The sequence below is a fragment of the Micromonospora sp. ATCC 39149 genome, assembly GCF_000158815.1.
Taxonomy (GTDB): domain Bacteria; phylum Actinomycetota; class Actinomycetes; order Mycobacteriales; family Micromonosporaceae; genus Micromonospora.
Window position 1 is genome coordinate 4,511,336 of the sequence record NZ_GG657738.1, and the last position, 26,328, is coordinate 4,537,663.

Annotated in this window: 22 protein-coding genes and 1 pseudogene; 14 read left to right on the forward strand and 9 right to left on the reverse strand. The window is 73.7% G+C overall.

Annotated features, from left to right (window positions below):
- Window positions 1-106: 106 nt before the first annotated feature.
- A complete protein-coding gene (locus MCAG_RS19510) occupies window positions 107-1,534 on the reverse strand; it encodes a UDP-glucose/GDP-mannose dehydrogenase family protein (protein ID WP_036374312.1) in 1,428 nt (475 codons plus the stop codon).
- A 268-nt stretch (window positions 1,535-1,802) separates the two neighbouring features.
- Between MCAG_RS19510 and MCAG_RS19515 the strand changes: the two genes are divergently transcribed.
- The gene (locus MCAG_RS19515) at window positions 1,803-2,966 is read left to right on the forward strand and encodes an acyl-CoA dehydrogenase family protein (RefSeq protein ID WP_007074708.1); all 1,164 of its coding nucleotides are present in this window, start codon (window positions 1,803-1,805) and stop codon (window positions 2,964-2,966) included.
- Between the two features lie 106 nt (window positions 2,967-3,072).
- On the opposite strand, the gene MCAG_RS19520 is transcribed toward MCAG_RS19515, so the two are convergent.
- Window positions 3,073-3,723, reverse strand: coding sequence for a hypothetical protein (locus tag MCAG_RS19520; RefSeq protein WP_036374315.1), 651 nt, complete (start codon window positions 3,721-3,723; stop codon window positions 3,073-3,075).
- Between the two features lie 23 nt (window positions 3,724-3,746).
- Here MCAG_RS19520 and MCAG_RS19525 point away from each other — a divergent pair, with 23 nt between their 5' ends.
- Window positions 3,747-4,265 (forward strand): acyl-CoA thioesterase, encoded by a 519-nt coding sequence (locus MCAG_RS19525; protein WP_036374318.1) that lies wholly within the window; start codon window positions 3,747-3,749, stop codon window positions 4,263-4,265.
- A gap of 288 nt (window positions 4,266-4,553) precedes the next feature.
- Entirely contained in the window at window positions 4,554-6,542 is a 1,989-nt protein-coding gene (locus MCAG_RS19530) for an acetoacetate--CoA ligase (protein ID WP_007074711.1), read from the forward strand.
- 6 nt (window positions 6,543-6,548) lie between these two features.
- On the opposite strand, the gene MCAG_RS19535 is transcribed toward MCAG_RS19530, so the two are convergent.
- Window positions 6,549-7,238, reverse strand: a complete 690-nt coding sequence (locus MCAG_RS19535; RefSeq protein WP_007074712.1) for a TIGR03089 family protein — start codon at window positions 7,236-7,238, stop codon at window positions 6,549-6,551.
- Between the two features lie 151 nt (window positions 7,239-7,389).
- On the opposite strand from MCAG_RS19535, the gene MCAG_RS19540 reads away from it, so the two are divergent.
- Both MCAG_RS19540 and MCAG_RS19545 read left to right on the forward strand, forming a co-directional pair.
- On the forward strand, window positions 7,390-8,535 hold the full coding sequence (locus MCAG_RS19540; protein WP_007074713.1) for a glycosyltransferase family 1 protein: 1,146 nt from the start codon (window positions 7,390-7,392) through the stop codon (window positions 8,533-8,535).
- A 55-nt stretch (window positions 8,536-8,590) separates the two neighbouring features.
- Window positions 8,591-9,682 (forward strand): mannose-1-phosphate guanylyltransferase, encoded by a 1,092-nt coding sequence (locus MCAG_RS19545; protein ID WP_036377550.1) that lies wholly within the window; start codon window positions 8,591-8,593, stop codon window positions 9,680-9,682.
- A gap of 90 nt (window positions 9,683-9,772) precedes the next feature.
- Here MCAG_RS19545 and MCAG_RS19550 read toward each other — a convergent pair whose 3' ends face one another.
- Window positions 9,773-10,378 (reverse strand): NUDIX hydrolase, encoded by a 606-nt coding sequence (locus MCAG_RS19550; protein WP_007074715.1) that lies wholly within the window; start codon window positions 10,376-10,378, stop codon window positions 9,773-9,775.
- Between the two features lie 42 nt (window positions 10,379-10,420).
- On the opposite strand from MCAG_RS19550, the gene MCAG_RS19555 reads away from it, so the two are divergent.
- Window positions 10,421-11,455, forward strand: coding sequence for a hypothetical protein (locus tag MCAG_RS19555; RefSeq protein WP_036377552.1), 1,035 nt, complete (start codon window positions 10,421-10,423; stop codon window positions 11,453-11,455).
- Window positions 11,456-11,733: 278 nt separating this feature from the next.
- Window positions 11,734-12,738, forward strand: coding sequence for a helix-turn-helix transcriptional regulator (locus MCAG_RS19560; RefSeq protein ID WP_007074717.1), 1,005 nt, complete (start codon window positions 11,734-11,736; stop codon window positions 12,736-12,738).
- A gap of 50 nt (window positions 12,739-12,788) precedes the next feature.
- On the opposite strand, the gene MCAG_RS19565 is transcribed toward MCAG_RS19560, so the two are convergent.
- The gene (locus MCAG_RS19565) at window positions 12,789-13,877 is read right to left on the reverse strand and encodes a coenzyme F420-0:L-glutamate ligase (protein WP_036374321.1); all 1,089 of its coding nucleotides are present in this window, start codon (window positions 13,875-13,877) and stop codon (window positions 12,789-12,791) included.
- Window positions 13,874-14,827, reverse strand: a complete 954-nt coding sequence (gene cofD, locus MCAG_RS19570) for a 2-phospho-L-lactate transferase (protein ID WP_036374323.1) — start codon at window positions 14,825-14,827, stop codon at window positions 13,874-13,876. Before cofD ends, MCAG_RS19565 begins: the two co-directional genes overlap by 4 nt.
- Window positions 14,828-14,927: 100 nt before the next feature.
- Between cofD and MCAG_RS19575 the strand changes: the two are divergent.
- From MCAG_RS19575 to MCAG_RS19600, 6 genes and pseudogenes are all read left to right on the forward strand, one after another.
- Window positions 14,928-15,946, forward strand: a pseudogene (locus MCAG_RS19575) (hypothetical protein).
- Window positions 15,947-16,130: 184 nt separating this feature from the next.
- The gene (locus MCAG_RS19580) at window positions 16,131-18,737 is read left to right on the forward strand and encodes a bifunctional FO biosynthesis protein CofGH (RefSeq protein ID WP_007074721.1); all 2,607 of its coding nucleotides are present in this window, start codon (window positions 16,131-16,133) and stop codon (window positions 18,735-18,737) included.
- 155 nt (window positions 18,738-18,892) lie between these two features.
- The gene (locus tag MCAG_RS19585) at window positions 18,893-19,168 is read left to right on the forward strand and encodes a hypothetical protein (RefSeq protein ID WP_007074722.1); all 276 of its coding nucleotides are present in this window, start codon (window positions 18,893-18,895) and stop codon (window positions 19,166-19,168) included.
- Between the two features lie 95 nt (window positions 19,169-19,263).
- Window positions 19,264-20,658 carry a DUF4331 domain-containing protein gene (locus tag MCAG_RS19590; RefSeq protein ID WP_007074723.1) on the forward strand — a complete coding sequence of 465 codons (1,395 nt, stop codon included), beginning with the start codon at window positions 19,264-19,266 and terminating at the stop codon, window positions 20,656-20,658.
- An 18-nt stretch (window positions 20,659-20,676) separates the two neighbouring features.
- Window positions 20,677-21,030 carry a hypothetical protein gene (locus MCAG_RS19595; protein WP_007074724.1) on the forward strand — a complete coding sequence of 118 codons (354 nt, stop codon included), beginning with the start codon at window positions 20,677-20,679 and terminating at the stop codon, window positions 21,028-21,030.
- A 471-nt stretch (window positions 21,031-21,501) separates the two neighbouring features.
- The gene (locus MCAG_RS19600) at window positions 21,502-21,759 is read left to right on the forward strand and encodes a WhiB family transcriptional regulator (protein ID WP_007074725.1); all 258 of its coding nucleotides are present in this window, start codon (window positions 21,502-21,504) and stop codon (window positions 21,757-21,759) included.
- A gap of 130 nt (window positions 21,760-21,889) precedes the next feature.
- On the opposite strand, the gene MCAG_RS19605 is transcribed toward MCAG_RS19600, so the two are convergent.
- Entirely contained in the window at window positions 21,890-22,339 is a 450-nt protein-coding gene (locus tag MCAG_RS19605; RefSeq protein WP_007074726.1) for a metallopeptidase family protein, read from the reverse strand.
- Between the two features lie 177 nt (window positions 22,340-22,516).
- Between MCAG_RS19605 and MCAG_RS19610 the strand changes: the two genes are divergently transcribed.
- Entirely contained in the window at window positions 22,517-22,894 is a 378-nt protein-coding gene (locus MCAG_RS19610) for a DUF3499 domain-containing protein (protein ID WP_007074727.1), read from the forward strand.
- A 31-nt stretch (window positions 22,895-22,925) separates the two neighbouring features.
- Here MCAG_RS19610 and MCAG_RS19615 read toward each other — a convergent pair whose 3' ends face one another.
- Complete coding sequence (locus tag MCAG_RS19615) at window positions 22,926-24,302, reverse strand: FAD-binding oxidoreductase (RefSeq protein ID WP_007074728.1); 1,377 nt, start codon at window positions 24,300-24,302, stop codon at window positions 22,926-22,928.
- Window positions 24,303-24,331: 29 nt separating this feature from the next.
- Complete coding sequence (locus tag MCAG_RS19620; RefSeq protein WP_007074729.1) at window positions 24,332-25,678, reverse strand: aspartate aminotransferase family protein; 1,347 nt, start codon at window positions 25,676-25,678, stop codon at window positions 24,332-24,334.
- Window positions 25,679-26,328 lie beyond the last annotated feature (650 nt).

Below are 26,328 nucleotides of genomic sequence, written 5' to 3' on the forward strand. Positions count from 1 at the left end.
AGCCGGCGCGGATTTCGACACCTGTCGGCGGTTCGGCGGTGACGAAAAGCGCACAGCCGGCCACGGACGAGGTCCGCGGCCGGCCGTCACCGGTGTCGGGTCGGGGTCAGGGGCGGCCCATGCCCCGGTACTCCCAGCCCGCCTGGCTCCACAGTGTCGCGTCGAGGCAGTTGCGGCCGTCGACCACGCGGCGGCCGGCGACCAGCTCGCCGAGGGCCACCGGGTCGGCGTTGCGGAAGTCGGCCCACTCGGTGAGGACGCAGACCAGGTCCGCCCCGGTCACCGCGTCGGCCATGGTGGACTCGTACGTCAGCTCGGGGGCCACCCGGCGGGCGTTGTCGGTGCCCTGCGGGTCGTACACGTGCACGTCTGCCCCGGCCTTGCCCAGCAGCCCGGCGACCGCGAGCGCCGGGGCGTCGCGTACGTCGTCGGTGTTGGGTTTGAACGTGGCCCCGAGCACGGCGATCCGGGTGCCGGACAGGTCCGGCCCGGCGGGCCCGGAACGGCGGCCGAGCAGCTCGGCGGCGAGCGCGATCACCCGGGTCCGGCGGCGCAGGTTGATCAGGTCGACCTCGTGCAGGAAGCGCAGCGCCTCGCCGGCACCGAGTTCCTGGGCGCGGGCCTGGAAGGCGCGGATGTCCTTGGGCAGGCAGGCGCCGCCGAAACCGAGACCGGCCTGGAGGAACCGGTTGCCGATCCGGGGGTCGTACCCGATCGCCTTGGCCAGCTGGGTGACGTCGCCGCCGGCGACCTCGCACACCTCGGCCATCGCGTTGATGAACGAGATCTTGGTGGCAAGGAAGGCGTTCGCGGCGACCTTGACCAGCTCGGCGGTGGCGAAGTCGGTGACCACCAGCGGGACCTCGCGGTCCTCGGTGGCAGCCAGGTCGAAGACCCCCTTGTGGGCGGCGTAGAGCATGCCGTTGGCCCAGTCGCTCTTCACGCCGACCACGATCCGGTTGGGACGCAGCACGTCGTCGACGGCGAAGCCCTCCTGGAGGAACTCCGGGCTCCACGCCACCTCGACACCCAGGTCGTTCGGGGTGTGCTTGCCGACGAGCTGCTCCACCCACTCGGCGGTGCCCACCGGGACGGTGGACTTGCCGACGATCAGCGCCTTGCGGGTCAGGTGCTGGGCGAGGCTGGTGACGGAGGCCTCGACGTACGACAGGTCGGCGCCCATCCCGTCGGCCCGCTGCGGGGTCCCCACGCAGATGAAGTGCACGTCGCCGAAGTCGGCGGTCTCGGCGATGTCGGTGCTGAACCGCAGCCGGCCGGCGGCCAGGTTGCGCCGCAGCAGCTCGTCGAGGCCGGGCTCGTGGATCGGCACCTCGCCCGCGTTCAGCTTGGCGATCTTGTCGGCGTCGACGTCGAAGCCGAGCACGTCGTAACCCAGCTCGGCGTAGCAGATGGCGTACGTCGCACCGAGGTAGCCGGTGCCGAGGAAGGTGACCCGGGGCCGGGCCGCGCCGGAGGGTGGCGTCACCGCGGCGATGGCCGGCATCGGTTGGGTGTTCGGGTACGGAATCGTCACGCCTGTCTTCTCCGCTCGCGCTGGCGGCGCTTCCTCGCGTCGCATTCGGCTGCGGCGCCTGGCCGGCACCGAAGGGGAATTGTGTCGTTTTCTGCTCGCCGTGCCGCGTCGACCTCTGCCCGCCGTGCCGCAGCGACGCCTCGGTCAGGCCCGAGCCTACGCGGCGGTAAGGATCAACCGAGCGCTGGCCGCTATCCTCAGTCTGCGCCGTCGGCGGTTCCGCGACGCTACAGACTGCGCATGATAGCCGTGAAGGGGAGGGGCCGACATGGCCGCAGAGCAGTCGTTCGACGTCTACCGGTTGCCCGAGGAGCACGAGGCGGTCCGGGAGGCGGTGCGTGAGGTCTGTGCGGCGAAGGTGGCACCGCACGCCGCCGAGGCGGACGAGACCGGCGAGTTCCCCAAGGCGTCCTACGACGCGCTGCGCTCCGCCGACTTCCACGCCCCGCACATTCCCGTCGAGTACGGCGGCGCCGGGGCGGACGCCCTGGCCACCGCCATCGTGATCGAGGAGGTCGCCCGGGCCTGCGCCTCGTCCTCGCTGATCCCCGCGGTGAACAAGCTGGGCACCATGCCGCTGATCCTGGCCGGCGGCGAGGAGCTCAAGCGCACCTACCTGACCCCGGTCGCCGCCGGGGAGGCGATGTTCTCGTACTGCCTCTCCGAGCCGGAGGCCGGCAGCGACGCCGCGTCGATGACCACCAGGGCGGTCCGCGACGGCGACCACTGGGTGCTCAACGGCGTGAAGCGCTGGATCACCAACGCCGGGGTCTCGGAGTTCTACACCGTCTTCGCCGTGACGGATCCCACAGCCCGGTCCAAGGGCATCTCGGCGTTCGTGGTCGAGAAGTCCGACCCGGGCGTCAGCTTCGGCGCCCCCGAGAAGAAGCTCGGCATCAAGGGCTCGCCGACCCGCGAGGTCTACCTCGACAGCGTCCGGATCCCCGCCGACCGAATGATCGGCGCGGAGGGGACCGGCTTCGCCACCGCCATGAAGACCCTCGACCACACCCGGGTCACCATCGCCGCGCAGGCCGTCGGCATCGCGCAGGGCGCGCTCGACTACGCCAAGGGGTACGTCCAAGAGCGCAGGCAGTTCGGGAAGGCGGTCGCCGAGTTCCAGGGCATCCAGTTCATGCTCGCCGACATGGGCATGAAGCTGGAGGCGGCCCGCCAGTTGACGTACGCCGCCGCCGGCAAGTCCGAGCGGGGCGACGCCGACCTGACGTACTTCGGCGCGGCGGCCAAGTGCTTCGCCTCGGACGCCGCCATGGAGATCACCACCGACGCCGTGCAACTGCTCGGCGGGTACGGCTACACCCGCGACTACCCGGTCGAGCGGATGATGCGGGACGCCAAGATCACCCAGATCTACGAGGGCACCAACCAGGTCCAGCGCATCGTGATGGCCCGCCAGCTACTGCGCGGCTGACCCCGCCCACGGCTTGGTGGCCGCCCCGAGACGTCGGTCACGCAGGTGCGGTGCGTGACGCGGCAGGGGCCCCACCCCCGCGCCCGCGTGACCGACGGCGGGCTCGTCAGCGCAGCTCGGTGGTGGTGTCCTCGGGCCGGCGCGGCGGGGCCGACCAGGGGGACTCCCCGGCCGTGCGGCGGGGCAGCGGCTCGGGCGGCGTCTGGTCCGGGTAGCCCAGGCTGAGCGGGGCGGTGTCCCGCTCAGCGGCGCTCCCCGGCGCAGGCCAGTCGGTCAGCGTGAAGGCGTTGCCGTCCTCCGGCCGCTGCGCCGGCGCGGGCTCGGCCGCCGGCCGGGGCCAACGCCGCCACCGCTGCCCGCTGAACGTGGCCATCAGCAGCAGGACGCCGATCAGGAAGAGCGTCCCGTTGCGCACGGGCAGGAACAGCGGCAGCGGGTCGCCCAGCACCGTCCAGTCCTCCGGGACGCGGTCACGCACCTCGAACGGCGCGACGAACACCCCGACGTACGGGGTGATCAGCAGCAGCCCGGCCACCAGCGGGCCGAGCGGCGAGAAACGCAGGGTGCCGAGCAGGCCGAGCAGGACGCCGGCGACGGCCAGGTAGACGCCCGGCTCGATCAGGTTGGCCGTGTTGAACGTGCCGATCTCCACCCACCGGGTGATCGTGCGGGCCGACCCGTCCTGCCCGAGCGTGAGCAGCAGCCAGGTGACCGGCGCCACCACCAGCCCGGCGAGGAAGCTCCAGAGATGTCGCATTGGCGCACCGTACCGTTTCCGGCATGACAGATCATCCCTCCGCCTTGCCGCAGGGCAAGCCCACGTCGTACTCCCGCGTCACCCTCAGCCGGATCATGACCGCGGTCGACGTCAATCTGTACGGGACCGTGCATGGAGGGGTGTTGATGAAGTTCGTCGACGACGTGGCGGGCGCGGCGGCGGCCCGGCACAGCGGCGGCACGGCGGTGACCGCCGCGATCGACGAGATCGTGTTCTCCGAGGCCGTTCGGGTGGGTGACCTGGTGCACGCGCACGCCCAGGTGAACTGGACCGGGCAGACCTCGATGGAGGTGGGCGTGCGGGTGGTCGCCGAGCGCTGGGACTCGGCCGAGGACGAGCCGGTCCCGGTCGCCACGGCGTACCTGGTCTTCGTGGGGGTGGACGTGGGCGGCGCGCCCCGCCCGGTCCGACCGGTGCTGCCGGAGACCCCGCAGGACGAACGGCGCTACCGGGAGGCGGAGATCCGCCGCGCCCACCGCCTGGCCCGCCGTCGCGCCATCCAGGCCCACCGCGAGGGCTGACTGTGCGCCGCCGGGCTGACCCCGCTCGCTGGACGGGCGCTGCCCCGCGCCGCCGATGGGGTGAGAAGGGTGCCCTTCTCTACCGAAGGCGTTAACAAGGGGCCCCTCCTTGCCCGCTCCTTGCCCGCTCCTTGCACCTCGCCCACACGACGTGGGCGCGCGGGGTGTGGGACGGGCACGCCCCGGCGGCGGGACCCGGGGCGGACAATGGCGCTGCGACATGGGGCAAGATGGCCGTCACGGCCCATGTCGGAGGGCGGTGCGGGGGGCCTGGAGGAGGGTGGAGCTGTGGGTGACGTGCTGTGGACGCCACCGGCGGACGTGCGTGAGCGGTCCCGCATCGGTGCCTACCTGCGCTGGCTGGCAGAGCACCGGGGGCTGGAGTTCGCCGACTACGCCGCGCTGTGGCAGTGGTCGGTCACCGACCTCGACGGGTTCTGGCGCTCGGTCTGGGACCACTTCGGCGTCGTCGCGCACACCGAGCCGACGGCCACGCTGGTCGACCCGGCGATGCCGGGCGCCCGCTGGTTTCCCGGGGCCACACTCAACTACGCCGAGAACGTGCTGCGCATGCCGGGGCTGGGCGACGACGATCCGGTGGTGATCGCGCACGGGCAGACCCGCGCGCCGGAAACCCTGACGGCGGCCGAGCTGCGCGAGCGGGTCCGCCGGGTGGCGGCCGGGCTGCGCCGCCTCGGCGTCGGCCCCGGTGACCGGGTCGCCGCGTACGCGCCGAACATCCCCGAGACGTACGTGCTGCTGCTGGCCACCGCCAGCCTCGGCGCGATCTTCTCGTCCTGCGCGCCTGAGTTCGGCACCCGCAGCGTCACCGACCGGTGGCGGCAGATCGAGCCGAAGGTCCTCGTCGCCGTCGACGGCTACCGGTACGGCGACAAGCCCGTCGACCGGCGCGGCGAGGTGGCCGCCATCCGGGCCGCCCTGCCGTCGCTGCGGCACACCGTCGCCATCGCGTACCTCGACCCGGCCGCCGCCCCGGAAGGCGGGGCGATCCCCTGGGCGGAGCTGGCCGCGCCGACCGACGATCCGCTGACCTTCGTCCCGGTGCCGTTCGACCACCCGCTGTACGTGCTCTACTCCTCCGGCACCACCGGGCTGCCCAAGCCGATCGTGCACGGCCACGGGGGCATCCTGCTGGAGCATCTGAAGATGCTCGCCCTGCACCACGACCTGGGCCCGGGCGATCGGTTCTTCTGGTTCACCACCACCGGCTGGATGATGTGGAACTTCCTGGTTTCCGGGCCGGCGGTCGGCGCGGCGATCGTGCTGTTCGACGGCAACCCGGGCCACCCCGACCTGGGCGGGCTGTGGCGGCTGGCCGCCGAGACCGGCACCACGTACTTCGGCACCTCCGCGCCGTTCCTGCTGGCCTGCCGCAAGGCCGCTCTGGTGCCGCGCGAGATCGCCGACCTGTCCGCGCTGCGCGGGGTCGGCTCGACCGGCGCGCCGCTGCCCGCCGAGGGCTTCACCTGGGTGTACGAGGCGGTCGGCGGCGAACTCCAGCTCCAGTCGCTCTCCGGCGGCACGGACGTGTGCACCGGCTTCGTCGGCGGGGTGCCGCTGCTGCCGGTGCACGCCGGGGAGATCACCTGCCGGGCGCTCGGCGCGCGGGTGGAGGCACGCTCGGCCGACGGCACCCCGGTCCTCGGCGAGTTGGGCGAACTGGTGATCACCGCCCCGATGCCGAGCATGCCGGTCGGGTTCTGGAACGACCCGGACGGCGCCCGCTACCGGGAGGCGTACTTCGAGCTCTACCCGGGCGTGTGGCGGCACGGCGACTGGATCACGATCAACGACCGGGGCGGCTGCGTGATCACCGGCCGCTCCGACGCCACCCTCAACCGGGGCGGCGTGCGGCTCGGCACCGCCGAGTTCTACTCGGTGGTCGAGGGCCTCGACGAGGTCGTCGACTCGGTGGTGGTGCACCTGGAGGACGACGAGGGCGGCGCGGGGGAACTGCTGCTGTTCGTGGTCCTCGCCGAGGGCCTGGAGCTGGGCGACGAACTGCGGCGCAGGATCTGCCGCGAGCTGCGGACCGCCCTGTCGCCGCGGCACGTCCCCGACGAGATCCACCAGGTCCGGGCCGTCCCGCGCACCCTGAGCGCCAAGAAGCTGGAGGTGCCGGTGAAGAAGATCCTCACCGGCACGCCGGTGGACAGCGCGGCGGCGAAGGGCGCCCTGGCCAACCCGGAGTCCCTGGCGGCCTTCGCCGCCTTCGCCCAGCACCGGCCCGCCCCTGACGCCCCGGCCCGCCCCTGACGTCTGTCAGGTCAGGGCGCGGGTGACCCGCTCCGTCTCGGCGCGACCGGGCAGGCGGGCCGGGTCGGGGTTGGCGCACAGCACTGTAGACGCGCCGGCCACCAGCGGCGCGAGCAGCCAATCGACCGGGTCCGGGTGGGCGGTCACGTCCAGCATGACCCGGTCGCCCCGGGCGAGCCCCAGCTCCGTCGCGCGGGCCGTCGCGCGGGCCAGCAGCTCCGCGTCGGCCGGCCCAACCTGGGCGTACGGGGTGAAGTGGTCGCCGTGCACGCGCACGGCGACCACGTAGTCGGCGAAGCCGGCGGGCACCTCGCGCAGCGGCAGAGCGAACGGGGCGAGTGCGAACGCGTACCGCTCGCCGGCCGGCCAGGCGTCGGCCTCGGCGACCCGGTCGGCGGCGGCGAAGAGCACCTCCACCGGGCCCGGTGTGTCGGCCACCACCAGTCCGGCCGACCAGCAGCCGAGCAGCACGGCGGCGGTCTGCCAGTGCGGCGGGAGCAGCACCCCGGCCGACTCGCCCGGGCCGGCGGCTGCCTCGTCGGCCAGCAGGTTGGCCGTCTTGGCCACCCAGTTCGCCAGCGTCGCGCCGGACAGCTCAGTGCGCTCGCCGGTGGCGTCGTCGTACCAGGTCAGCAGGGGGCGGGCGGGGTCGGGCGCGATCGCGGCGGCGAACACCCGGGCAATGTTGTCGGCCATCGGCGCGAACGATACGCCGCTGCGGACCGTATCCAATGGCAGTGACAAGTCGGCGATCGGTCGGGTCGCAGTCAGCGACCGGGCCCGGCTCCGGCGTAGGCTTGCCCGGAGTGTTGTTCCCCACAGATTCGCCACTGCAAGGAGTTGCCCAGTGACCGCCGGTCGCCCGCCCCGCGTACTCATCGACGCCACGAGTGTCCCCGCCGACCGCGGCGGCGTCGGTCGATACGTCGACGGCCTGCTCGGTGCCCTCGGGAAGGTGTGCGGCCAAGGGGTCGACCTGGCCGTGGTCGGCCTGCGCACTGACCTGGAGCGCTATTCCCGGATGCTGCCCGGGGCGGAGATCGTCGCCGCTCCCGCCGCGGTTGCCCACCGCCCGGCCCGGCTCGCCTGGGAGCAGACCGGCCTGCCCCTGCTGGCCCAGCAGGTCGGCGCGCAGGTGCTGCACTCGCCCTTCTACACCTGCCCGTTGCGGGCGGGTTGTCCGGTCACGGTGACCGTGCACGACGCGACATTTTTCACCGAGCCGGAGCACTACGACAAGTCCCGCCGCACGTTCTTCCGCAGCGCGATCAAGACGTCGCTGCGCCGGGCCGACCGGGTGATCGTGCCCAGCAAGGCCACCCGGGACGAGCTGATCCGGCTGCTCGACGCCGACCCGACCCGGATCGACGTCGCGTACCACGGAGTCGACCACGCGGCCTTCCACGCGCCCGGCGAGGAGGAGAAGGCCCGGGTCCGGGCGCGGCTGGGGCTGGGCGACAGCAGCTACGTCGCCTTCCTCGGCGCGAAGGAGCCGCGCAAGAACGTCCCGAACCTGATCCGGGGCTGGGCGCTCGCGGTCGCCGAGCGGAAGGACCCGCCCGCCCTGGTGATCGCCGGCGGCCAGGGGCACGACGACGACATCGACCGGGCCGTCGCCGAGGTGCCGTCGCACCTTCGGCTGCTGCGCCCCGGTTACCTGCGCTACGCCGACCTTCCCGGCTTCCTCGGCGGTGCGCTGGTCGCCGCGTACCCGTCGTACGGCGAGGGGTTCGGCCTGCCGATCCTGGAGGCGATGGCGTGCGCCGCCCCGGTGCTGACCACGCCGCGGCTGTCGCTGCCGGAGGTCGGTGGCGACGCGGTGGCGTACACCAGCGAGGCCCCGGAGCAGATCGCCGCCGACCTGGCCGCCCTGCTCGACGACGAGCAGCGCCGGCTGTCGCTGGCCAAGGCCGGCTTCGACCGGGCGAAGGAGTTCACCTGGGAGTCCAGCGCCGAGGTGCACATCGCGGCGTGGAGCCGGGCCCGCGCCTGACGCCGCGCGGGGTGACGATGCGTCCGTACCATGCTGGTTCGGGCATGATGTGTTGATGCTTTACGCCGTCATCCCGGCGGGCGGCAGCGGCACAAGGTTGTGGCCGTTGTCCCGTGCGGGCCATCCCAAGTTCCTCCACCCGCTCACCGGCACTCCCGCCTCCCTGCTCCAGGCGACAGTGGACCGGTTGGCGCCGCTGATCACGCCGGAGCGCACCCTGGTGGTCACCGGAGCCGCGCACGTCGCGGCGGTGGCGCGGCAACTGGCCGGCCTGCCCGAGGAGAACATCCTCGTCGAGCCTTCGCCCCGGGACTCCTGCGCGGCCATCGCCCTCGCTGCGGCGGTGATCGCGCAGCGCGAGCCCGGCGCGGTGATGGGCTCGTTCGCCGCCGACCACCTGATTCGCGACGCCGAGACCTGGCGGGCCACGGTCCGTCAGGCGGTGGCCGGCGCGGAGCGGGGGCTGCTGATGACAGTGGGCATCACCCCGACCAGGGCCGAGACCGGGTACGGCTACCTGCACACCGGCGACCCGACCTCCGACGACCCGCTGCGGCCGGTGCTGGAGTTCAAGGAGAAGCCGGCGGCCGAGGTCGCCGAGGCGTACCTGCGCTCGGGGCACCACCTCTGGAACGCCAGCATGTTCGTCTGGCGGGTCGACGTGTTCCTGGCGGAGCTGGCCCGCCAGCAGCCGGCGCTGCACGCCGGGATCACCGCGATCGCCGCCGCCTGGGGCACCGCCGAGCAGGACGACGTCCTCGGCACGGTCTGGCCGACCCTGCCGAAGATCTCTGTCGACTACGCGGTGATGGAGGGCGCGGCGACCGCCGGGCGGGTGGCCACGGTCCCCGGTGACTTCGGCTGGAACGACGTCGGTGACTTCCACACCCTGGGCGACGTGCTGCCGGCCGACGCGGCCGGCAACGTGGTGCTCGGCGCCGACGCCAAGCCGGGCGTGCTGCTGCGTGACTCCAGCGGGCTGGTCGTGGTGCCGCAGTCCGGCCGGCTGGTGGCCGCCCTCGGCGTACACGACCTGATCGTGGTCGACACCCCGGACGCCGTGCTGGTCTGCCCCCGCGACCGCGCCCAGGACGTGAAGGCCCTGGTCGACGAGCTGAAGGAACGCGGCGAGGAGAACCTGGTCTGACTGCGGCGGGCGGCAGCGCCGGGTCCGCCGCCCGCCCGCACCGGGTCGGCCGGCGGCCGTGGACGCCGCCCGGCGCGGGATTCCGCCGGGTCAGCCGGCCCGGCGACGCAGGGCGGCCAGGGCCGGGGCGACGAGTTGGGCGGTGCCGCCGGCCAGCGGTTCCGGCAGCCGGTCCGGCGGGAACCAGCCGAGCGCCTCGGACTCGTCGCTGACCCGCTCCGTCGCGCCGGCCGGTGCGAAGACGGCGAACCGGACGTCGTAGTGCAGCGAGCCGCCCTGGCAGCCGACCGGATGGATGTCCACGTCGATCGGGACCGGGTCGACGAGCAGGCCGGCGATGCCCGACTCCTCGCTCGCCTCGCGCAGCGCGGCACCGGCCAGGGTCCGGTCGCCGGGCTCGCAGTGCCCGCCGAGTTGCACCCACTTGCGGAACTTGCCATGTAGGCAGAGCAGGACCCGCGCACCGGTCGGGTCGAGGACCAGCGCGCTGGCGGTTACGTGACCCGCCCGGTGTTCCCGGGCCAGGGCCGCCGGCCCGGCGGCCAGCAGCTCCAGGGTGCGGTCCCGGGCCCGGCCGGCCACCGCGCCGGTCGGCGTCCAGCCTTCGAGTACGGCGGTCGCGTCGCCGTGCAGCGCCGCGTAGCTGGGGACGGGGGCGTTAAGCGGGGGCCCCTGCTCTACCGAATGCGTTAACAGGGGGCCCTTCCTTGCATCTGGCACGGGTGCCACCCTATGCGGGTGACCATGCGACTTGTCGAGTTCGTCGTCGCCGGCAACGAGGCCAGCGACCTGCTGCCGGTGCGCTCGCCGACCCTGCTCGCCGCCCACGGGGCCCGGCGCGGCTTCTGGACCGTCCTCGACGAGGGCCCGGTCGAGGCGTGCCTCGCCCTGTTGCTCGAACACGACGACGGCGGGTGGACCGCGCACCACGTCGACGCCGACGCGGGCGCCGAGAACGGCCGCACCGAGGACGGCGAGGCACTTGCCCACCACGACGGCTGGGTGTACGTCTTCGGCTCCCACTTCGGGTCGAAGGGCGGCCCGCTGCGTCCCCGCCGGGCGTTCGTGGCCCGGTTCCGCGAGAACGACGCCGTTGGCGGCCGACTGCCGGTGCGGGTGGTACGCAACCAGTTCCGGCTGCACCGGGCGGTCAACGACGCGCTGGCCGGTGCCGAGCTGGCCACGCTGCCGCCGGGGCAGCGGGTGCGGGAGCGGTTCATCGTCGAGACGGTGGCCCGGGGCACCGCCCGGGCGAAGGGCTGGGTGAGTCGGCTCGCCGAGGACGACCTGCCGCTCAACGTGGAGGCGGCGGCGTTCACCCCGCACGGGACCGTACTGCTCGGCCTGCGTTTCCCGGTCACCACCGATGGGGAGCCGATCCTCGTCGAGGTGGCGGGGGTGCCCGAGATGTTCGACGGTGGGGCCTGGCCGCAGGCCCTGGGCGCGTACGCGCTGACCGGCGTGACCCCGCCGGGCGCGCTCACCGGCTTCCGCGCGGTCGCGCCGCTGCCCGACGGCGGCTACGCGGCGATCGTCGGCTCGATCGACGCGCTGGGCAAGGGCTCGGTGCTGCTGGACGACCACCCGCAGGGCGGTGACGTGACCTCGCGGCACGTCCGGTTCCGGCTGGAGAAGGCGGCCGGGCACCTGGTCCCGGCCGAGCTCGTGGCCGACCTGGCGCCGTTCCACCACGTCGAGGGGCTGGCCGAGGCCGATGGCCGCTGCTGGTACGTCACGGACGAAAACCATCGGGTCGCGCTCTGGATCGGCTGACCGCCCTCGCGGGATGGGCGGACGGGGACACCTCTGCGGAGCAAGGGCCGCAGACCCTCGTGGTGCCGCCCGTCCGCCGGATCCTCCCCGGCCTCGACGCCTCGGGCCGGCACCGACGACCGGCCGGCCCGTTGCGGGGCAATCCAGAGCATGCCGAAAACCCCCGGGGACGTCGAGGTTTTTCAGCCCACGCTTAAAGGTGGAGATAACTGCCACGCAGGTACAGTGCGAACGGTCGGCGGGGCACTCCCTCTGCCCGTCGGCACGGGAGTGCTTCAATGTTGAAGATCTATTTCTCGCCCGACGACGTCCTCCGGACCCGGGTGGCCCCGGGCGCGGATCCGCTCTGGGAGCTGATCCTCAGCGTGCACATGCTCCAGGTCCGCAGCGCCGACCCGCTCACCTCCGGCTGGCGTCGGGGCGTCTCCCGGGAACTGCGCCGGCTGGTCGGCGGGGAGCCGATGCGGCTGCTGTTCGCGCTGAATCCGGTGCGGGGCTACTTTCCCGACTTCCTCACCCCGCACGAGGGCCTTCAGGGGCTGGCTGCGGGGCTGGAGGCGGTACGGAACACGCCCGTGCACCTGCTGCATCGGGACCTCACCCGGTTGGCCGGGGAACACTCCCTGCCCTCCTCGGCGTCGGCGCTGGCCCGGGGCGAACCCGAGGTGCTGCGCCACCTGACCGACTCGATGGAGCGGTACCGCGAGCTGGCGCTGACCCCGTACTGGGCGCACATCCAGGCGGCCATCGAGTCGGATCGGATGCGGCGCGCCCGGGCCCTGCTCGACGGGGGTGTCGAGGGGCTGCTCACCAGCCTCCGCCCGCTCGCCCGCTGGGAGTCGGGGGTGCTGGAGGTTCACGGCTACCCGGAGACCCGGGAGCTGCACCTGGACGGGCGGGGCCTGTTGCTGGTGCCGTCGTTCTTCTGCGCCGCCACCCCCGTGGCGCTGGCCGACCCGGCCCTGCCGCCGGTGCTCGTCTATCCGGTGGACCGGCTGGGCGGGCTGGTCCCGGCGGCCGGCGACGGCGGCGCGCCGGCCCAGGCCGGCACCGGACGGGAGGCGCTGGCCGCGCTGCTCGGCCGGACCAGGGCGGCGGTGCTGGAGGTCACCGACGACGGCTGCACCACCGGCGAGGTGGCCCGCCGCCTGGGCATCTCCCCGGCGGCGGCGAGCCAGCACGCGACCGTGCTGCGCAACGCCGGCCTGCTGGTCAGCCACCGCGACCGCAACACAGTCCTGCACACCCTCACCCCGCTGGGCCGCGCCATCCTCGACGCCTGACCCCGGCGGGAGCGCGGGTTCGAGAACCCGGTCAACCGGCGGGAGTGACCTCAGAGCGCCAGGCAGGCGCCGGCCGTGCTGCCCGGCGGGGGCGGCAGCAGTGCCGACGGGATCCCCTCGGCCGCCAGGGCGGTGCGCAGGCGTTGCAGGTCCGCGCCGAGGCGCACCAGGCCGGCCGGGTCGACGGGGGTCGGCGGGTGACCCAGCACCAGGGCGGTGGCCCGCTCCGGCCAGCCGGGCACGGCGGCGCTCAGCGCGGCGCGTACCTCGTCGTCGGTGACGGGGGTGAACACCGTGCCGGGGGCGACCACGCCGGCCACCACGGCGATGGCCCGCCGCACCGCCGCCGGGTCGGCGGGGGCGTCGCCCGGGGCGTCGGGCAGCGTCGCGGCGGCGGCCAGCCCGGCCGCCCGCGCCTCGGCCGTGCCGAGCGAGAACAGGTCCAGCTCCGCATCCCGGAGCAGCGCCCGCGCGCCGACGCCGTCGTCCGGGACGGTCGCGGTGAGGTACCCGCGCACCACGGCGACGGGGACCTGGTCGCACTTGCCCTTGATCAGCTCGCCCGCGCCCGCCAGCTCGTCCACTATTGCTATCTGGGTGAGCTGGAGCTCGTTGCCGTACGGGTCGACCTCGCCCCGGTGGTCGCGGATCGCCGGCATCCCGGCCACCCCGAGCGCCACGTCGGTGAGGCCGTTGCGCCAGGGCCGGCCCATCGTGTCGGTGACGATCACCGCGACGTCCAGGCGGTAGCGCTCGCGCAGCGCGGTCCGTAGGGCCCGCGCCGAGGCGTCCGGGTCCTGCGGGAGCAGCACCAGCCGGGTCTTGTCCACGTTCGAGGCGTCGATGCCGGCGGAGGCCATCACGAAGCCGTGGTGGGTCTGCACGATCTGGGTCGCACCCCGGGTGGCCACCACCCGGGCGGTCTCGGCGGCCAGCACCTCGTCCCGGGCGGCCAGCCGCTCCGGCCCGTCGGCCGGCACGTCCACGAGCCGCCCCTCCGCCTTGGAGACGATCTTGCTGGTCACCACCAGCACGTCGCCGTCGCGCAGCCACGGCGCGGCGGTCGCGATCAACGCCGCCAGGTCGTCGCCCTCGGTCACGTCGCCGATGCCCAGCACCGGCAGGATCTCCAGCCTCATGCCAGCTCCACCGCCGCCCGGACCATCGCCGCCGTCGCCGCCTCGTCGGTCATCAGCAGCGGGACCGCCCGGACCGGCACGCCCGGCACCACCGCGCCGGCGTCCTCGGGGGCCACCAGCCAGCCGTCCAGCAGCCCGCCGGAGGACCGGCCGCCGTACAGGGCGCCCACCCCGGCGGCGCTGCACTCGACGCCGAGCACGGCCAGGCAACGGTCGGCCATCCCGCGCACCGCCGAGCCGCCGATGATCGGGGACACCCCGACCACCGGGGCCGACCCGTCGGCGAGCGCCTCACGCAGCCCCGGCACGGCCAGCACCGGGGCGATGCTCACCACCGGGTTGCTCGGCGCGACCAGCACCACGTCGGCGGCGGCGATCGCGTCGAGCACGCCGGGGGCGGGCTTCGCCGTCTCCGCGCCGACGAAGACGAACCGGTGGGTGGGCAGGCCGGCGCGGTGCCGGATCCACCACTCCTGGAAGTGGATCGCCCGCTGGCCGCCGCCGTCGGGGTCGCTCACCACCACGTGCGTCTCCAGCCGGTCGTCGGTCGCCGGCAGCATCCGTACGCCGGGCTGCCAGCGCGTCGCCAGCGCCTCGGTGACCGCCGACAGCGGGTACCCGCCGTTGAGCATCGTGGTGCGCACCAGGTGGGTGGCGACGTCCCGGTCGCCGAGCCCGAACCAGGTCGGCTCCGCGCCGTACGCGGCCAGCTCCGACTTCACCGTCCACGTCTCGTCGACCCGGCCCCAGCCCCGCTCCGGGTCCGCGCCGCCGCCGAGGGTGTACATGACGCTGTCCAGGTCGGGGCAGACCTTGAGGCCGTGCAGGTAGAGGTCGTCGCCGACGTTGACCACAGCGGTCACCTCGGCCCCCATCTCACGGGCGTACGCCCGGACACCGAGCAGGAACCGGGCGCCCCCGATGCCGCCGGTCAGTACGACGATGCGCATGCCGCCCATCCTCCCGCACGCCCCGCGCCCGGGTCGCCGGTGCCCGGGGAGACTAGGCTCACGTCGGCAACCGCCCGTTACCGACCAATAGGGGGAGCTCGTGACCAGCCCCGCCGAGCCCGCGTCCGGTGACGCGGCGCCCGCGCCCCACCCCGCCACCCCGGCCCGCCGACTTACCGACCCGCTCCGCGAACTGATCGCGCTCGCGCTGCTCGGCGCGAACGCCGTGTTCCTGTTCGTCGGCCTGATCCGGCTGCTCGCCCCGGCCGAGTACAGCACCTTCTACGGCCGGGCGGGCAGCGGCTTCTTCTCGTTCGCCGGGCTGGAGGCGGCCGTGCTGCCGGTGCTGGCCGTGCTGCTCGCCACGCACGTCGCCCCCGTGGCGCAGCGGGCGAAGCTGATCACCCAGGTGGCGCTGGGCGAGTACGCCTTCGGCGCCCTCCTCGCCGCGCTCACCCTGCTGATCTGGACGGTCGACCGGCTGGCCAAGGTCGAGGTGCTCGACGCGTTCCTCGGCCTGCTGATCCGGGCCGCCTGGCTGGCGATCTTCGTGTCCGGCGCGTTCGTCGTCTTCCGGATCTGGCGCACCCTCTACTTCATCCCGAAGCCCAAGCCGGCCCCCGGGATGTACGGCCAGCCGCAGCCTGGCTGGCCGCAGCAGCCCGCTCACCCGGGCCAGCCCGGCCCGCAGGGCTGGGGCCCGGGGCAGCAGGGCGGCTGGCCGTCGGCCGGCCCGCAGGCCGGTTACCCCACCGCTGGCCAGCCCGGCCCGTACGCCGGCCAGCCCGGCCCGTACGCCGGCCAGCCCGGCCCGTACGCCGGCCAGCCCGGCCCGTACGGGTCAGCCGGCCCCGCCGTTCGCTCCGGCCTCCGCGCCGCCGGCCTCCGCGCCCCCGTACCCGGCCCCGCCGCAGTCCGGGCCCGCCGTTCACGCCGCCCCAGACGGCTCCGCAGCCGGCCTCGCCGTTCCCCCCGCCGCAGTCCGCGCCGCCGTTCGGGCAGCCGCCGTCGGCAGACCCGACCCAGGCCATCCCGCGCCAGCCCGGCGAGTCGGGCGGGCCCGCCGGTGAGCGGGACGCCGACGCCGACCGCACCCAGCGCTTTCCGCGCGAGGACTGAACCGCCGCCCACCGGGCGGGCCCCCGTCGCCCCGGCGGCGGGCCCGCCCGGTGGGCATCCGCCCGCCGGCGGGCGCCGCGCCCGCCCGGTGCGGCTCTGCCCAGGCACGGGCGCCCCGTTCGTCGAGCGTGTGCCGGTTTGACTGGGGTATTGGGGTCGGTGGCGCGACGCATAGGCTGGGCGAATGGTTGATCGCACTGAGCCCGGCCCCACCGCGGCCAGCATCGAGCGGGCTTTGCGCCGGGCCGCCTCCGGGCTCGCGCTGGACGTCGACGAGGCCGCAGCCCTGCTCGCCGCCCGGGGTGCCGCCCTCGACGAGCTGCTCCGCGTCGCCGGCGACATCCGCGACGCCGGTCTGCGTGACGCCGGTCGCCCCGGCGTGGTGACGTTCTCCAAGAAGGTCTTCGTCCCACTGACTCGGCTCTGCCGGGACCGCTGCCACTACTGCACCTTCGCCACGGTTCCGCACCGGCTGCCGGCCGCCTTCCTCGACCGCGACGAGGTGCTGGCCATCGCCCGGGCCGGCGCGGCCCAGGGCTGCAAGGAGGCGCTGTTCACCCTCGGTGACCGGCCCGAGCAGCGCTGGTCGGCCGCCCGGGAGTGGCTGGACGCGCGCGGCTACGACTCCACCCTCGACTACCTGCGCGCCTGCGCGGTGGCGGTGCTCGAGGAAACCGGCCTGCTGCCCCACCTCAACCCCGGGGTGCTCTCCTGGTCGGAGCTCCAGCGGCTCAAGCCCGTCGCCCCCAGCATGGGCATGATGCTGGAGACCACCGCGACGCGGCTGTGGTCGGAGCCGGGCGGCCCGCACCACGGCTCGCCGGACAAGGAGCCGGCGGTGCGGCTGCGAGTGCTCGACGACGCCGGCCGGGTCGGGGTGCCGTTCACCACCGGCATCCTGATCGGCATCGGTGAGACCCGGGCCGAGCGGGTCGACGCGATCTTCGCGATCCGGCGCGCCCAGCGCGCGTACGGCCACCTCCAGGAGGTGATCGTGCAGAACTTCCGCGCCAAGCCGGACACGGCGATGCGCGGCATGCCCGACGCGGAGCTGCACGACTTGGCCGCCACCGTGGCGGTGGCCCGGGTGCTGCTCGGGCCCGGGGCCCGCATCCAGGCCCCGCCGAACCTGATCGCCGGCGAGTACGACCTGCTGCTGCGCGCCGGCATCGACGATTGGGGCGGCGTCTCGCCGGTGACCCCGGACCACGTCAACCCGGAGCGCCCCTGGCCGCAGCTCGACGAGTTGGCCCGGCTTACGGCGGAGGCCGGCTTCACGCTGCGCGAGCGGCTGACGATCTACCCCGAGTACGTCCGCGCCGGCGACCCGTGGCTGGACCCGCGCCTGCTGCCGCACGTGTCCGCGCTGGCCGACCCGGCGACCGGGCTCGCGGTCGAGGCGGCCCGCCCGGTGGGCCGCCCCTGGCAGGAGCCGGAGGAGGTGTTCGGCGGTGGGCGGACGGATCTGCACGCCACCATCGACACCGCCGGCCGCACCGCCGACCGGCGCGGCGACTTCGACAGCGTCTACGGCGACTGGTCCGAGGTGGCCGCGCAGGCCGACGCGAGCCTCGCGGGAGCGGCGCAGCCCGACAGGGGGCGGCCGGGCGGAACCGGCACCGGGGCCGAGATCGGGATCGGGGCCACGACCGGGGCCACAGCGGCGACCGCCGGCTCCGGCGACGCGGACCTGCGTGCCGGGCTGCGGCTGGCCGCCGACGACCCGGCGGCGCTGGTCGACCCCCGGCACACCGCCGCCGCGCTCGCCCTGTTCGCCGCCGACGGCCCGGCGCTGGACGTGCTGTGCCGGATCGCCGACGACGTGCGCCGGGACACCGTCGGCGACGACATCACCTACGTGGTCAACCGCAACATCAACTTCAGCAACGTCTGCTACGTGGGCTGCCGGTTCTGCGCGTTCGCCCAGCGCGAGCGCGACGCCGACGCGTACCGGCTCTCCGTCGACCAGGTGGCCGACCGGGCCGAGGAGGCATGGGCGGCCGGCGCGACCGAGGTCTGCCTCCAGGGCGGCATCGATCCGAAGCTGCCGGTGACCGGGTACGCGGACCTGATCCGGGCGATCAAGGCGCGGGTGCCGGGGATGCACGTGCACGCGTTCTCGCCGATGGAGATCGTCACGGCGGCGGCGAAGGCCGGGGTGCCGGTGAAGGAGTGGCTGATCGGGCTGCGTGACGCCGGCCTGGACACCATCCCGGGCACCGCCGCCGAGATCCTCGACGACGAGGTGCGCTGGGTGCTCACCAAGGGCAAGCTGCCGGCCGCCGCCTGGGTCGAGGTGGTCTCGACGGCCCACGAGCTGGGCATCCGGTCCAGCTCCACCATGATGTACGGTCACGTCGACCACCCGGGGCAGTGGCTGGCCCACTTCCGGGTGCTGGTCGGGGTGCAGGACCGCACCGGCGGGTTCACCGAGTTCGTGGCGCTGCCGTTCGTGCACACCAACGCCCCGATCTACCTGGCCGGCATCGCCCGGCCCGGCCCGACGTGGCGGGAGAACCGGGCGGTGCACGCGATGGCCCGGCTGCTGCTGCACGGCCGGATCGACAACATCCAGTGTTCCTGGGTGAAGCTCGGCGACGCCGGGACGGCGGCGATGCTGAACGGGGGCTGCAACGACCTGGGCGGCACCCTGATGGAGGAGACGATCTCCCGGATGGCCGGCTCGGGCAACGGCTCGGCGCGTACCGAGGAGCAGTTGCGGGCCATCGCGGCGCGGGCCGGGCGACCGGCGCGCAAGAGGACGACGGCCTACGGTCACGTTCGGCCGTAGCGTCGAACCTTTCCGGCATCGGAGCCGTACCACTGCATGCCGGCGGCGGTTGAGGCCAGAACCGCGGCCGGCGGCCCCCGCGGGCCCGGCGGTCGGCCGGCCCCGCCCCCCGTCACCGCGGGCGCGGCACGCGCCACGCGCCGGAAAGGTTGCCCATGTCCAGTGATCAGCGGAAGCGGCGATGGCCGCGACTGACCCGCCGGCAGACGTTGACCGCCGCGGCGAGCGCCACTCTCGGGGCCGCCGCGCTCACCGTCCCCGGGCTGTCCGCGGCGCAGAACTCCCCGTCGTCCGGCGGGAAGAAGGACGAGCCCATCGTCGTGCACCTGCGTGGTGGCGAGACGCTGGACGTCTTCGTCGGCACGTCCCGGATCGAGGTACGCGACCGCGGCCTGGCGGACCGGCTGCGGCGCGCTGCCGGCAAGCGCTGACCCGGCCCGGTCCCGTTCTCCGGCGCCGGCCCTCGGCGCGCCGGCCCCCTCCACTCTTCCCCTGATCGCTTGCTGCCCAGTGAGGTTGGTCCGCCATGTCTTCCCACCGCGAGGCTCCGGAGATCGCGAAAGATCCGGTTGCCGACAGCTCCGACCTGTACGCGTTCGTGAGCCCCGACCGGCCCGACACGGTCACGCTGATCGCCAACTACGTGCCGTTGCAGCTCCCCTCCGGCGGCCCGAACTTCTTCGAGTTCGGCGACGACGTGCGGTACGAGATCCATATCGACAACGACGGTGACGGCAAGCCGGACGTCACCTACCGGTTCGAATTCACCACCGAGATCACGAATCCGAACAGCTTTCTCTACAACACCGGCCCGATCGAGTCGCTGGACAGCAAGAACTGGAACCGCAAGCAGTTCTACTCGCTGACCCGCATCGCCGACGGCAAGGAGCACCGGCTGGCCAACAAGCTGGCCTGCCCGCCGTGCAACGTCGGGCCGCTGTCCACCCCCAACTACGCGGCGCTGGCCCGGCAGGCCACGTTCAGCCTGTCGACCGGGGAGAAGGTGTTCGCCGGCCAGCGGGCCGACGGCTTCTTCGTCGACCTGGGGGCGATTTTCGACCTGGGCACCCTGCGGCCCTTCCAGCAGTTGCACGTGGCCGGCAAGAAGCTGTTCAAGGCCGAGGGGGAGCCGGTCAACGCCACCGACCGGATGAACGTGCACAGCCTCGCCGTGCAGGTCCCGCTGAGCCGGGTGCGCCGCAAGGCCAACCGGTACGGCACGCACGACCGGGCCTCGGTCATCGGCGTGTGGACCTCGGCTTCGCGCCAGCAGGCGCGCGTGCTCGGCAACGGCTCGGCAAAGGACACCGCGACCGGCCCGTTCGTGCAGGTGTCGCGGCTCGGCAACCCGTTGTTCAACGAGGTCATCGTGCCGATGTCCAAGAAGGACGAGTGGAACACGTTGCCGCCCACGGAGGACAAGCGGTTCGCGAAGTTCGTCGAGCAGCCGGAGCTGGCCGCCCTGCTCCCGGTGCTCTACCCGGGCGTCTTCCCCAAGCTGGACGCGCTGAACAAGACCAAGAAGGCCCGGGCGGACCTGCTGGCGATCCTGCTCACCGGCATCCCGGCCGGGCTGATCCAGGGCTTCTCCAACAACACCGGCGACGTCCAGGCGGACATGCTGCGGCTGAACACGGCGATCCGGCCGAGCGGCAAGCCCGACCGGTTCGGCGTGCTCGGCGGCGACCTGGCCGGGTTCCCGAACGGGCGGCGGGTCGCCGACGACGTGGTCAGCATCGCGCTGCGCGCCATCGCCGGGGTCACCGTGCCGTTGGTGGACAAGGGGTTCACCCCGGACGCGGCGGCCGGCGCGGTCACCCCGGGGCTGAGCGCCGCCGACGTGACCGCCCCGTTCCTGCGGAACTTTCCCTTCCTCGGTACGCCATACGACGGGTTCAACAACCCGCCGGCGTCATCCTGACCCGGACGGAGTGAGCCGATGCACGAGCACCCTCATCACCACCACGCGTACGGGCCGACGGAAACCGGCACCGTCGTCCTCGACCTGGGCGGCGACTCAGGCGCCCTGATCATCTACACGGGACGGGAACTGCACGGCCGGGAGATCGAGATCAGTCGGGCCGACCGGGAGGGCGCCGCGCGCACCCACGTCGCGGTCCGCGAGCGCATCGTTCAGGACGGCACCTTCCACAGTGCCGTCTACCCCGATCTTTCGGCAGGGCTCTATACCGTCTGGTGGGACGATGACACACCCGCCGGTACGGTGGCCGTGACCGGGGGAGTGGTCGCGGAGTTCACCTGGCCCACCAGCGCGCCTCCAGTAGGGAACTGACCCACGGCTCAGATCTGACCGCTGCGCCCCGTCCATTATGTGGACGGGGCGCTGTCGGCGTTTCGGGCAGGATGGGCAGTCTCGCCCCAGTCGCGTTAACCTGTGCCCCACCAAGATCAGCATCGCGGTGGGTTCCACCGCCGGGGGTGCTCCGTCGGGTTCGGGGAGCCGGTCGGTGGCCCGCCGCGGCAGAAAACTCGCGCAACTCGCCGGGGAGGGCGTTACTCGTCCGGGGTCTGAATCGATAGGGCAGGTTGCGAGGTCGGACGGCCACAGTGGTCGTCTGCGGCGTGTCGGGAGGGCGACTCCATTATCAAGTTCGGCTTGACGGCGCACGCATTACACGCGTGTAATTTGAATGGGGTTGTTCGCACGGAACGCAACAAATGGGGACCGGGCGGACAGGCACGCCTTTCGCGTGGGGGGTTGCAGCGGCGATGACGCCGGTGCGCGACAAGGAGGCATCTTTAGATGGACGGCCAGCTTGAGGTGGCCGACCTGCTCGGAAACGCGCCGGAGTGGCAGGAGCAGGCACTCTGCTCCCAGACCGATCCGGAGGCGTTCTTCCCCGAGAAGGGCGGCTCGACCCGCGAGGCGAAGCGGATCTGCTCGCGGTGCGAGGTCAAGACCGAATGCCTGGAATACGCTCTCGGCCACGACGAGCGGTTCGGGATCTGGGGTGGGCTCTCGGAACGGGAGCGGCGCAAGCTCAAGCGGCGGGCCGCCTGAGCGTTGCCGGGCCGGGGCGGTGGGGGCCGCCCGGCTCGGGCGTCCGGGGCGGGCGGAGGGCCGTGCGGGGGGTGCGCGGCGGCGATACCCGAGGGCAGCGCGGCGGCCCTGCCCCGGGGCGCGGCGAGGACTATGCCAGCTCGTCCGGGTCGACGCCGAGCAGGTTCGCCACCTGCTCGATGATCACGTCGTGCACCAGGTCGGCCAGGTCCTCCCGGTCCATGGCCCGGAACTCCAGCGGCCGGCGGTAGAGCACGATGCGCGGCGGGACCTCCTGCCGGCCGGGGCGCCCCGGCAACAGCCGGGCGAGCGGCACCTCACCGTCCTCCAGCACGTCGGAGTCGTACACGTTCAGGTCCGGCGGGACGTCTTCCACCGCGAACTCGACGCCCGCCAGTTCCTTGGCGAACCGCCGTTCGAGGGTCTCCACCGTGTCGAGCACGAGATCGTCGAAGACCTCGGCCTTCGTCCGGGCCAACGGCACGGTCGCCGGCACCAGCCGCCCGCGCAGGCCCCGCCCGTGCCGGTCACGGTGGGCACGCCGGCCGGAGCCGGGGCGGCGGCGTTCCGGACTGGTCATGACGCAAAGAGTAGCCCGCCGGGCCGCCCGGTCCGTGGCTGTGCCGCTCCTGCGGCGCGCCGACCCATGGCCGGTCACCGCCCGCTGCGTCGGATGTTGCGAATTGTGATCTCGATGACGGGCGTGTCGCAACGCGAACCAGTGCGCCGGACCCGGTAATGGGGATACCCTCCCGCCGTGAGGTCAACACGGCGCTGCTCCCGGAACGGCTGCCCCCGGCAAGCGGTCGCCACATTGACCTATGTCTACAACGAGTCGACAGCCGTGGTCGGGCCGCTCGCGGCCTTCGCCGAACCCCACACGTACGACCTCTGCGAGCCGCACGCGCGCAGCCTCACCGCCCCCCGGGGCTGGAACGTGGTCCGCCACGAGGGCGAGTTCGAGCCCCCGCCGCCCACCACCGACGACCTGGTCGCCCTCGCCGAGGCGGTTCGCGAGGCCGCCCGCCCCGCGCCGCCCCGCCCTCCGGGCGACGAGCAGAGCGGCGGCCCGCAGCACCAGAACCCGCAGACCGGCCGCCGTGGCCACCTCCGGGTGATCCCCCCGAACCACTGACCGCCGGGGGCCCACCGATCACCGCAGGCGGTCACTGGCCCAGGAAGCGGTCAAACAGCGCGGCCCGCCGGGCCGGCCGGCCCGTGCGCAGCTCGGCCCGGTCGGCGGAGAGCATGACCCGCAGACCCGCGTTGACGGCCAGCCAGCGCAGCGGCTCCGGCTCCCAGCGCGGCGAGCGGTGCCCCACCCACGGCAGGTCGGTCAGGTCGCTGTCCGCGCCCCGGATCAGGTCGGCGAGCGTACGCCCGGCGAGGTTCGTGGTCGCGACCCCGTCGCCGACGTACCCGCCGGCCCAGGCCAGCCCGGTCGCCCGGTCCAGCCCGACCGAGGCCGACCAGTCGCGGGCCACCCCCAGCGGGCCGCCCCAGGTGTGCGTCACCGCGACCTGTGGCCCGAGCACCGGGAACAGCTCGCCCAGCGCCCGGCGCAGCGCGGCGAAGACCCGTGGCTCCCGGTCGAAGTCGGGGCGGACCCGGGACCCGAAGTGGTACGGCGCGCCCCGCCCGCCGAACGCCAGCCGCCCGTCGGCCGTGCGCTGCCCGTAGACGATCACATGGCGGTGATCGGAGAACGTCTCCCGCTCGGCCAGCCCGATCCGCGCCCAGGTCTGCTCCGGCAGCGGCTCGGTGGCCACCATCAGTGAGTAGACCGGCGCGACCGTGCGCCGCTGGCCGGGCAGCGCCGGCGTGTACCCCTCGGTCGCCCGCACGACCACCGGCGCGCGGACCGTCCCGGCCGGGGTCACGGCCGCCCCGGCCCGGATCGCGGTCACCGGGGTCCGCTCGTGGATGGTCACCCCCCGGCGCTCGACCGCCCGGGCCAGCCCGCGCACCAGCCGGGCCGGGTGCACCACGGCGCAGTGCGGGGTGTACGTGCCGCCGCGTACCCCTTCGGCGGCGCAGCGCGCGGCGGCCTCGGCCGCGTCGAGCAGCACCAGGTCGTCGGCGGTCAGGCCGTGCGTGCGGGCCTCGGCGACCTCCGCGCGGGCCCGGCCGAGTTGGGCCTCGCTGCGGGCCAGCATCACCGTCCCGCCGAGTCGCCAGTCGCAGTCGATCCCCTCGGCGGCGATCACCCGTCCCACCTCGCGGACGGTGGCCTGCATGGCCCGCTGCATCCGCAGCGCCGCGTCCCGGCCGTGCCGGCGGGCCAGCGCCGGCAGCGAGGTGGGGAACAGCGCCGAGCACCAGCCGCCGTTGCGCCCCGACGCGCCGAACCCGGCGACCTCGGCCTCCAGCACCGTGATCCGCAGCGTGGGGTCGGCGAGCGCGAGGTAGTACGCCGTCCACAGCCCGGTGTACCCGGCCCCGACGATCGCGACGTCGACGTCGGCGTCCCCGCCCAGGGGCGGGCGGGGCGCCAACGACTCGCCCACCGTGGACAGCCAGTACGACAGCTCCTGGTAGCGCATGCGACGGCCCGGGTTCGCGTCGGCTCGGCCTACAGCCGCGCCCACGCCTCGGTGAGCACCGCGCGCAGGATCTGCTCCATCTCGTCGAACTGCTTCTGCTCGGCGATCAGCGGCGGGGCGAGCTGCACGACGGGGTCGCCCCGGTCGTCGGCCCGGCAGTACAGCCCGGCGGAGAACAGCGCGGTGGAGAGGAACCCGCGCAGCAGCCGCTCCGACTCGGCCTCGTCGAACGTCGCCCGGGTCGCCTTGTCCTTCACCAGCTCGATGCCGTAGAAGTACCCGTCGCCGCGCACGTCGCCGACGATCGGCAGGTCGTGCAGCTTCTCCAGGGTGGCGCGGAAGGCGTCCTCGTTGGCCCGGACGTGCCCGACCAGGTCCTCCCGGGCGAACACCTCCAGGTTGGCCAGCGCCACGGCGCAGGAGACCGGGTGACCGCCGAAGGTCACCCCATGGGCGAACATGCCGGTCTCGGTGAGGAACGGCTCCATCAGCCGGTCGCTGGCGATCATCGCGCCGAGCGGGGCGTACCCGGAGGTGATGCCCTTCGCGGTGGTGATGATGTCCGGGCGGTAGCCGTACCGGACCGCGCCGAAGTACTCGCCGAGCCGGCCCCACGAGCAGATCACCTCGTCGGAGACGAGCAGCACGTCGTACGCGTCGCAGATCTCGCGGACCCGCTCGAAGTACCCGGGCGGCGGCGGGAAGCAGCCGCCGGAGTTCTGCACCGGCTCCAGGAAGACCGCCGCGACGGTGTCCGGCCCCTCCCGCTCGATCGCCCGTCGGATCTCCTCGGCAGCCCAATGGCCGAACGCCTCGGGCGAGTCGCCGTGCTCCGCGGCCCGGTAGAAGTTGGTGTTCGGCACCTTCACCGCGCCGGGCACCAGCGGCTCGAAGTCGGTCTTGATGCCGGGCAGCCCGGTGATCGACAGCGCGCCCATCGACGTGCCGTGGTACGCGAGGTACCGGCTGACGACCTTGTACTTGTTGGGCTTGCCGGTCCGCTTGAAGTACGCCCGGGCCAGCTTCCACGCCGCCTCGACGGCCTCGGAGCCGCCGGTGGTGAAGAAGACCCGGTTCAGGTCGGCGGGGGTCAACGAGGCGATCTTCTCGGCCAGCTCCACGGCCTTCGGGTGGGCGTACGACCACAGCGGGAAGTAGGCCAGCTCGCCGGCCTGCTTCGCGGCGGCCTCGGCCAGCTCGGTGCGCCCGTGGCCCGCGTTGACGACGAAGAGCCCGGCCAGCCCGTCCAGGTAGCGCCGGCCCTGCGAGTCCCACACGTACGCGCCCTCGCCGCGCACGATCGTCGGCACCTCGCCGGCCGAGTAGCTGGCCATCCGGGTGAAGTGCATCCAGAGGTGGTCGGTGGCGTTGGCCATGTCAGCCCCATCGGTTCTCGGGCCGGTCAGGGGTGACACCGGCCGCTCTGCCCACGGTTATCCCACAGCCGAAGGTCCAAGGGCAAGTGGTATCGGTGGCTCTATGCTCCAGGCGCAACGGAATCAGCGAGGCTGTGCGGGAACTCGCAACGGAATCCGCATTGCGAGAAGCGGTCGGGGTTGGCCTCCCGTGGCCCGCTCGGGCAAGTCCCGCGCAGGAGGCAAGGTCGAGTGACGCCCCTTTGGAGCTGCCCCGTTCGTGCTACCGGGCAGGTGCTCGCGCGGGGCGCGTAGCACCGGCAGGCTCGGCCGTGTCCACCCCGCCCGGGTGCGGTCCTGCTGGTTCGCTGAGGGCGCGGTGCCGCCGGCCCGCTACGGGGTGCGTGCGGTCCTGCTGGTTCGCTGAGGACGCGGTGCCGCCGGCCCGCACGGGGGTGTGCGCGGTCCTGCTGGTTCGCTGAGGACGCGGTGCCGTCGGCCCGCACGGGGGTGTGCGGTCCTGTGGGTTCGTCCGGTGGCGGTGGCTGAGCGTCCGTCTGACGGTGGTGCCGCGGGTTCGTCCGGTTGCGGTAGCTCAAACGGGGCAGCTCCAAAGGGCGCCCAACGGATCCTTCCGTCCGGCCCGGTGGCGCGCGTTCGGGCCGGATGCG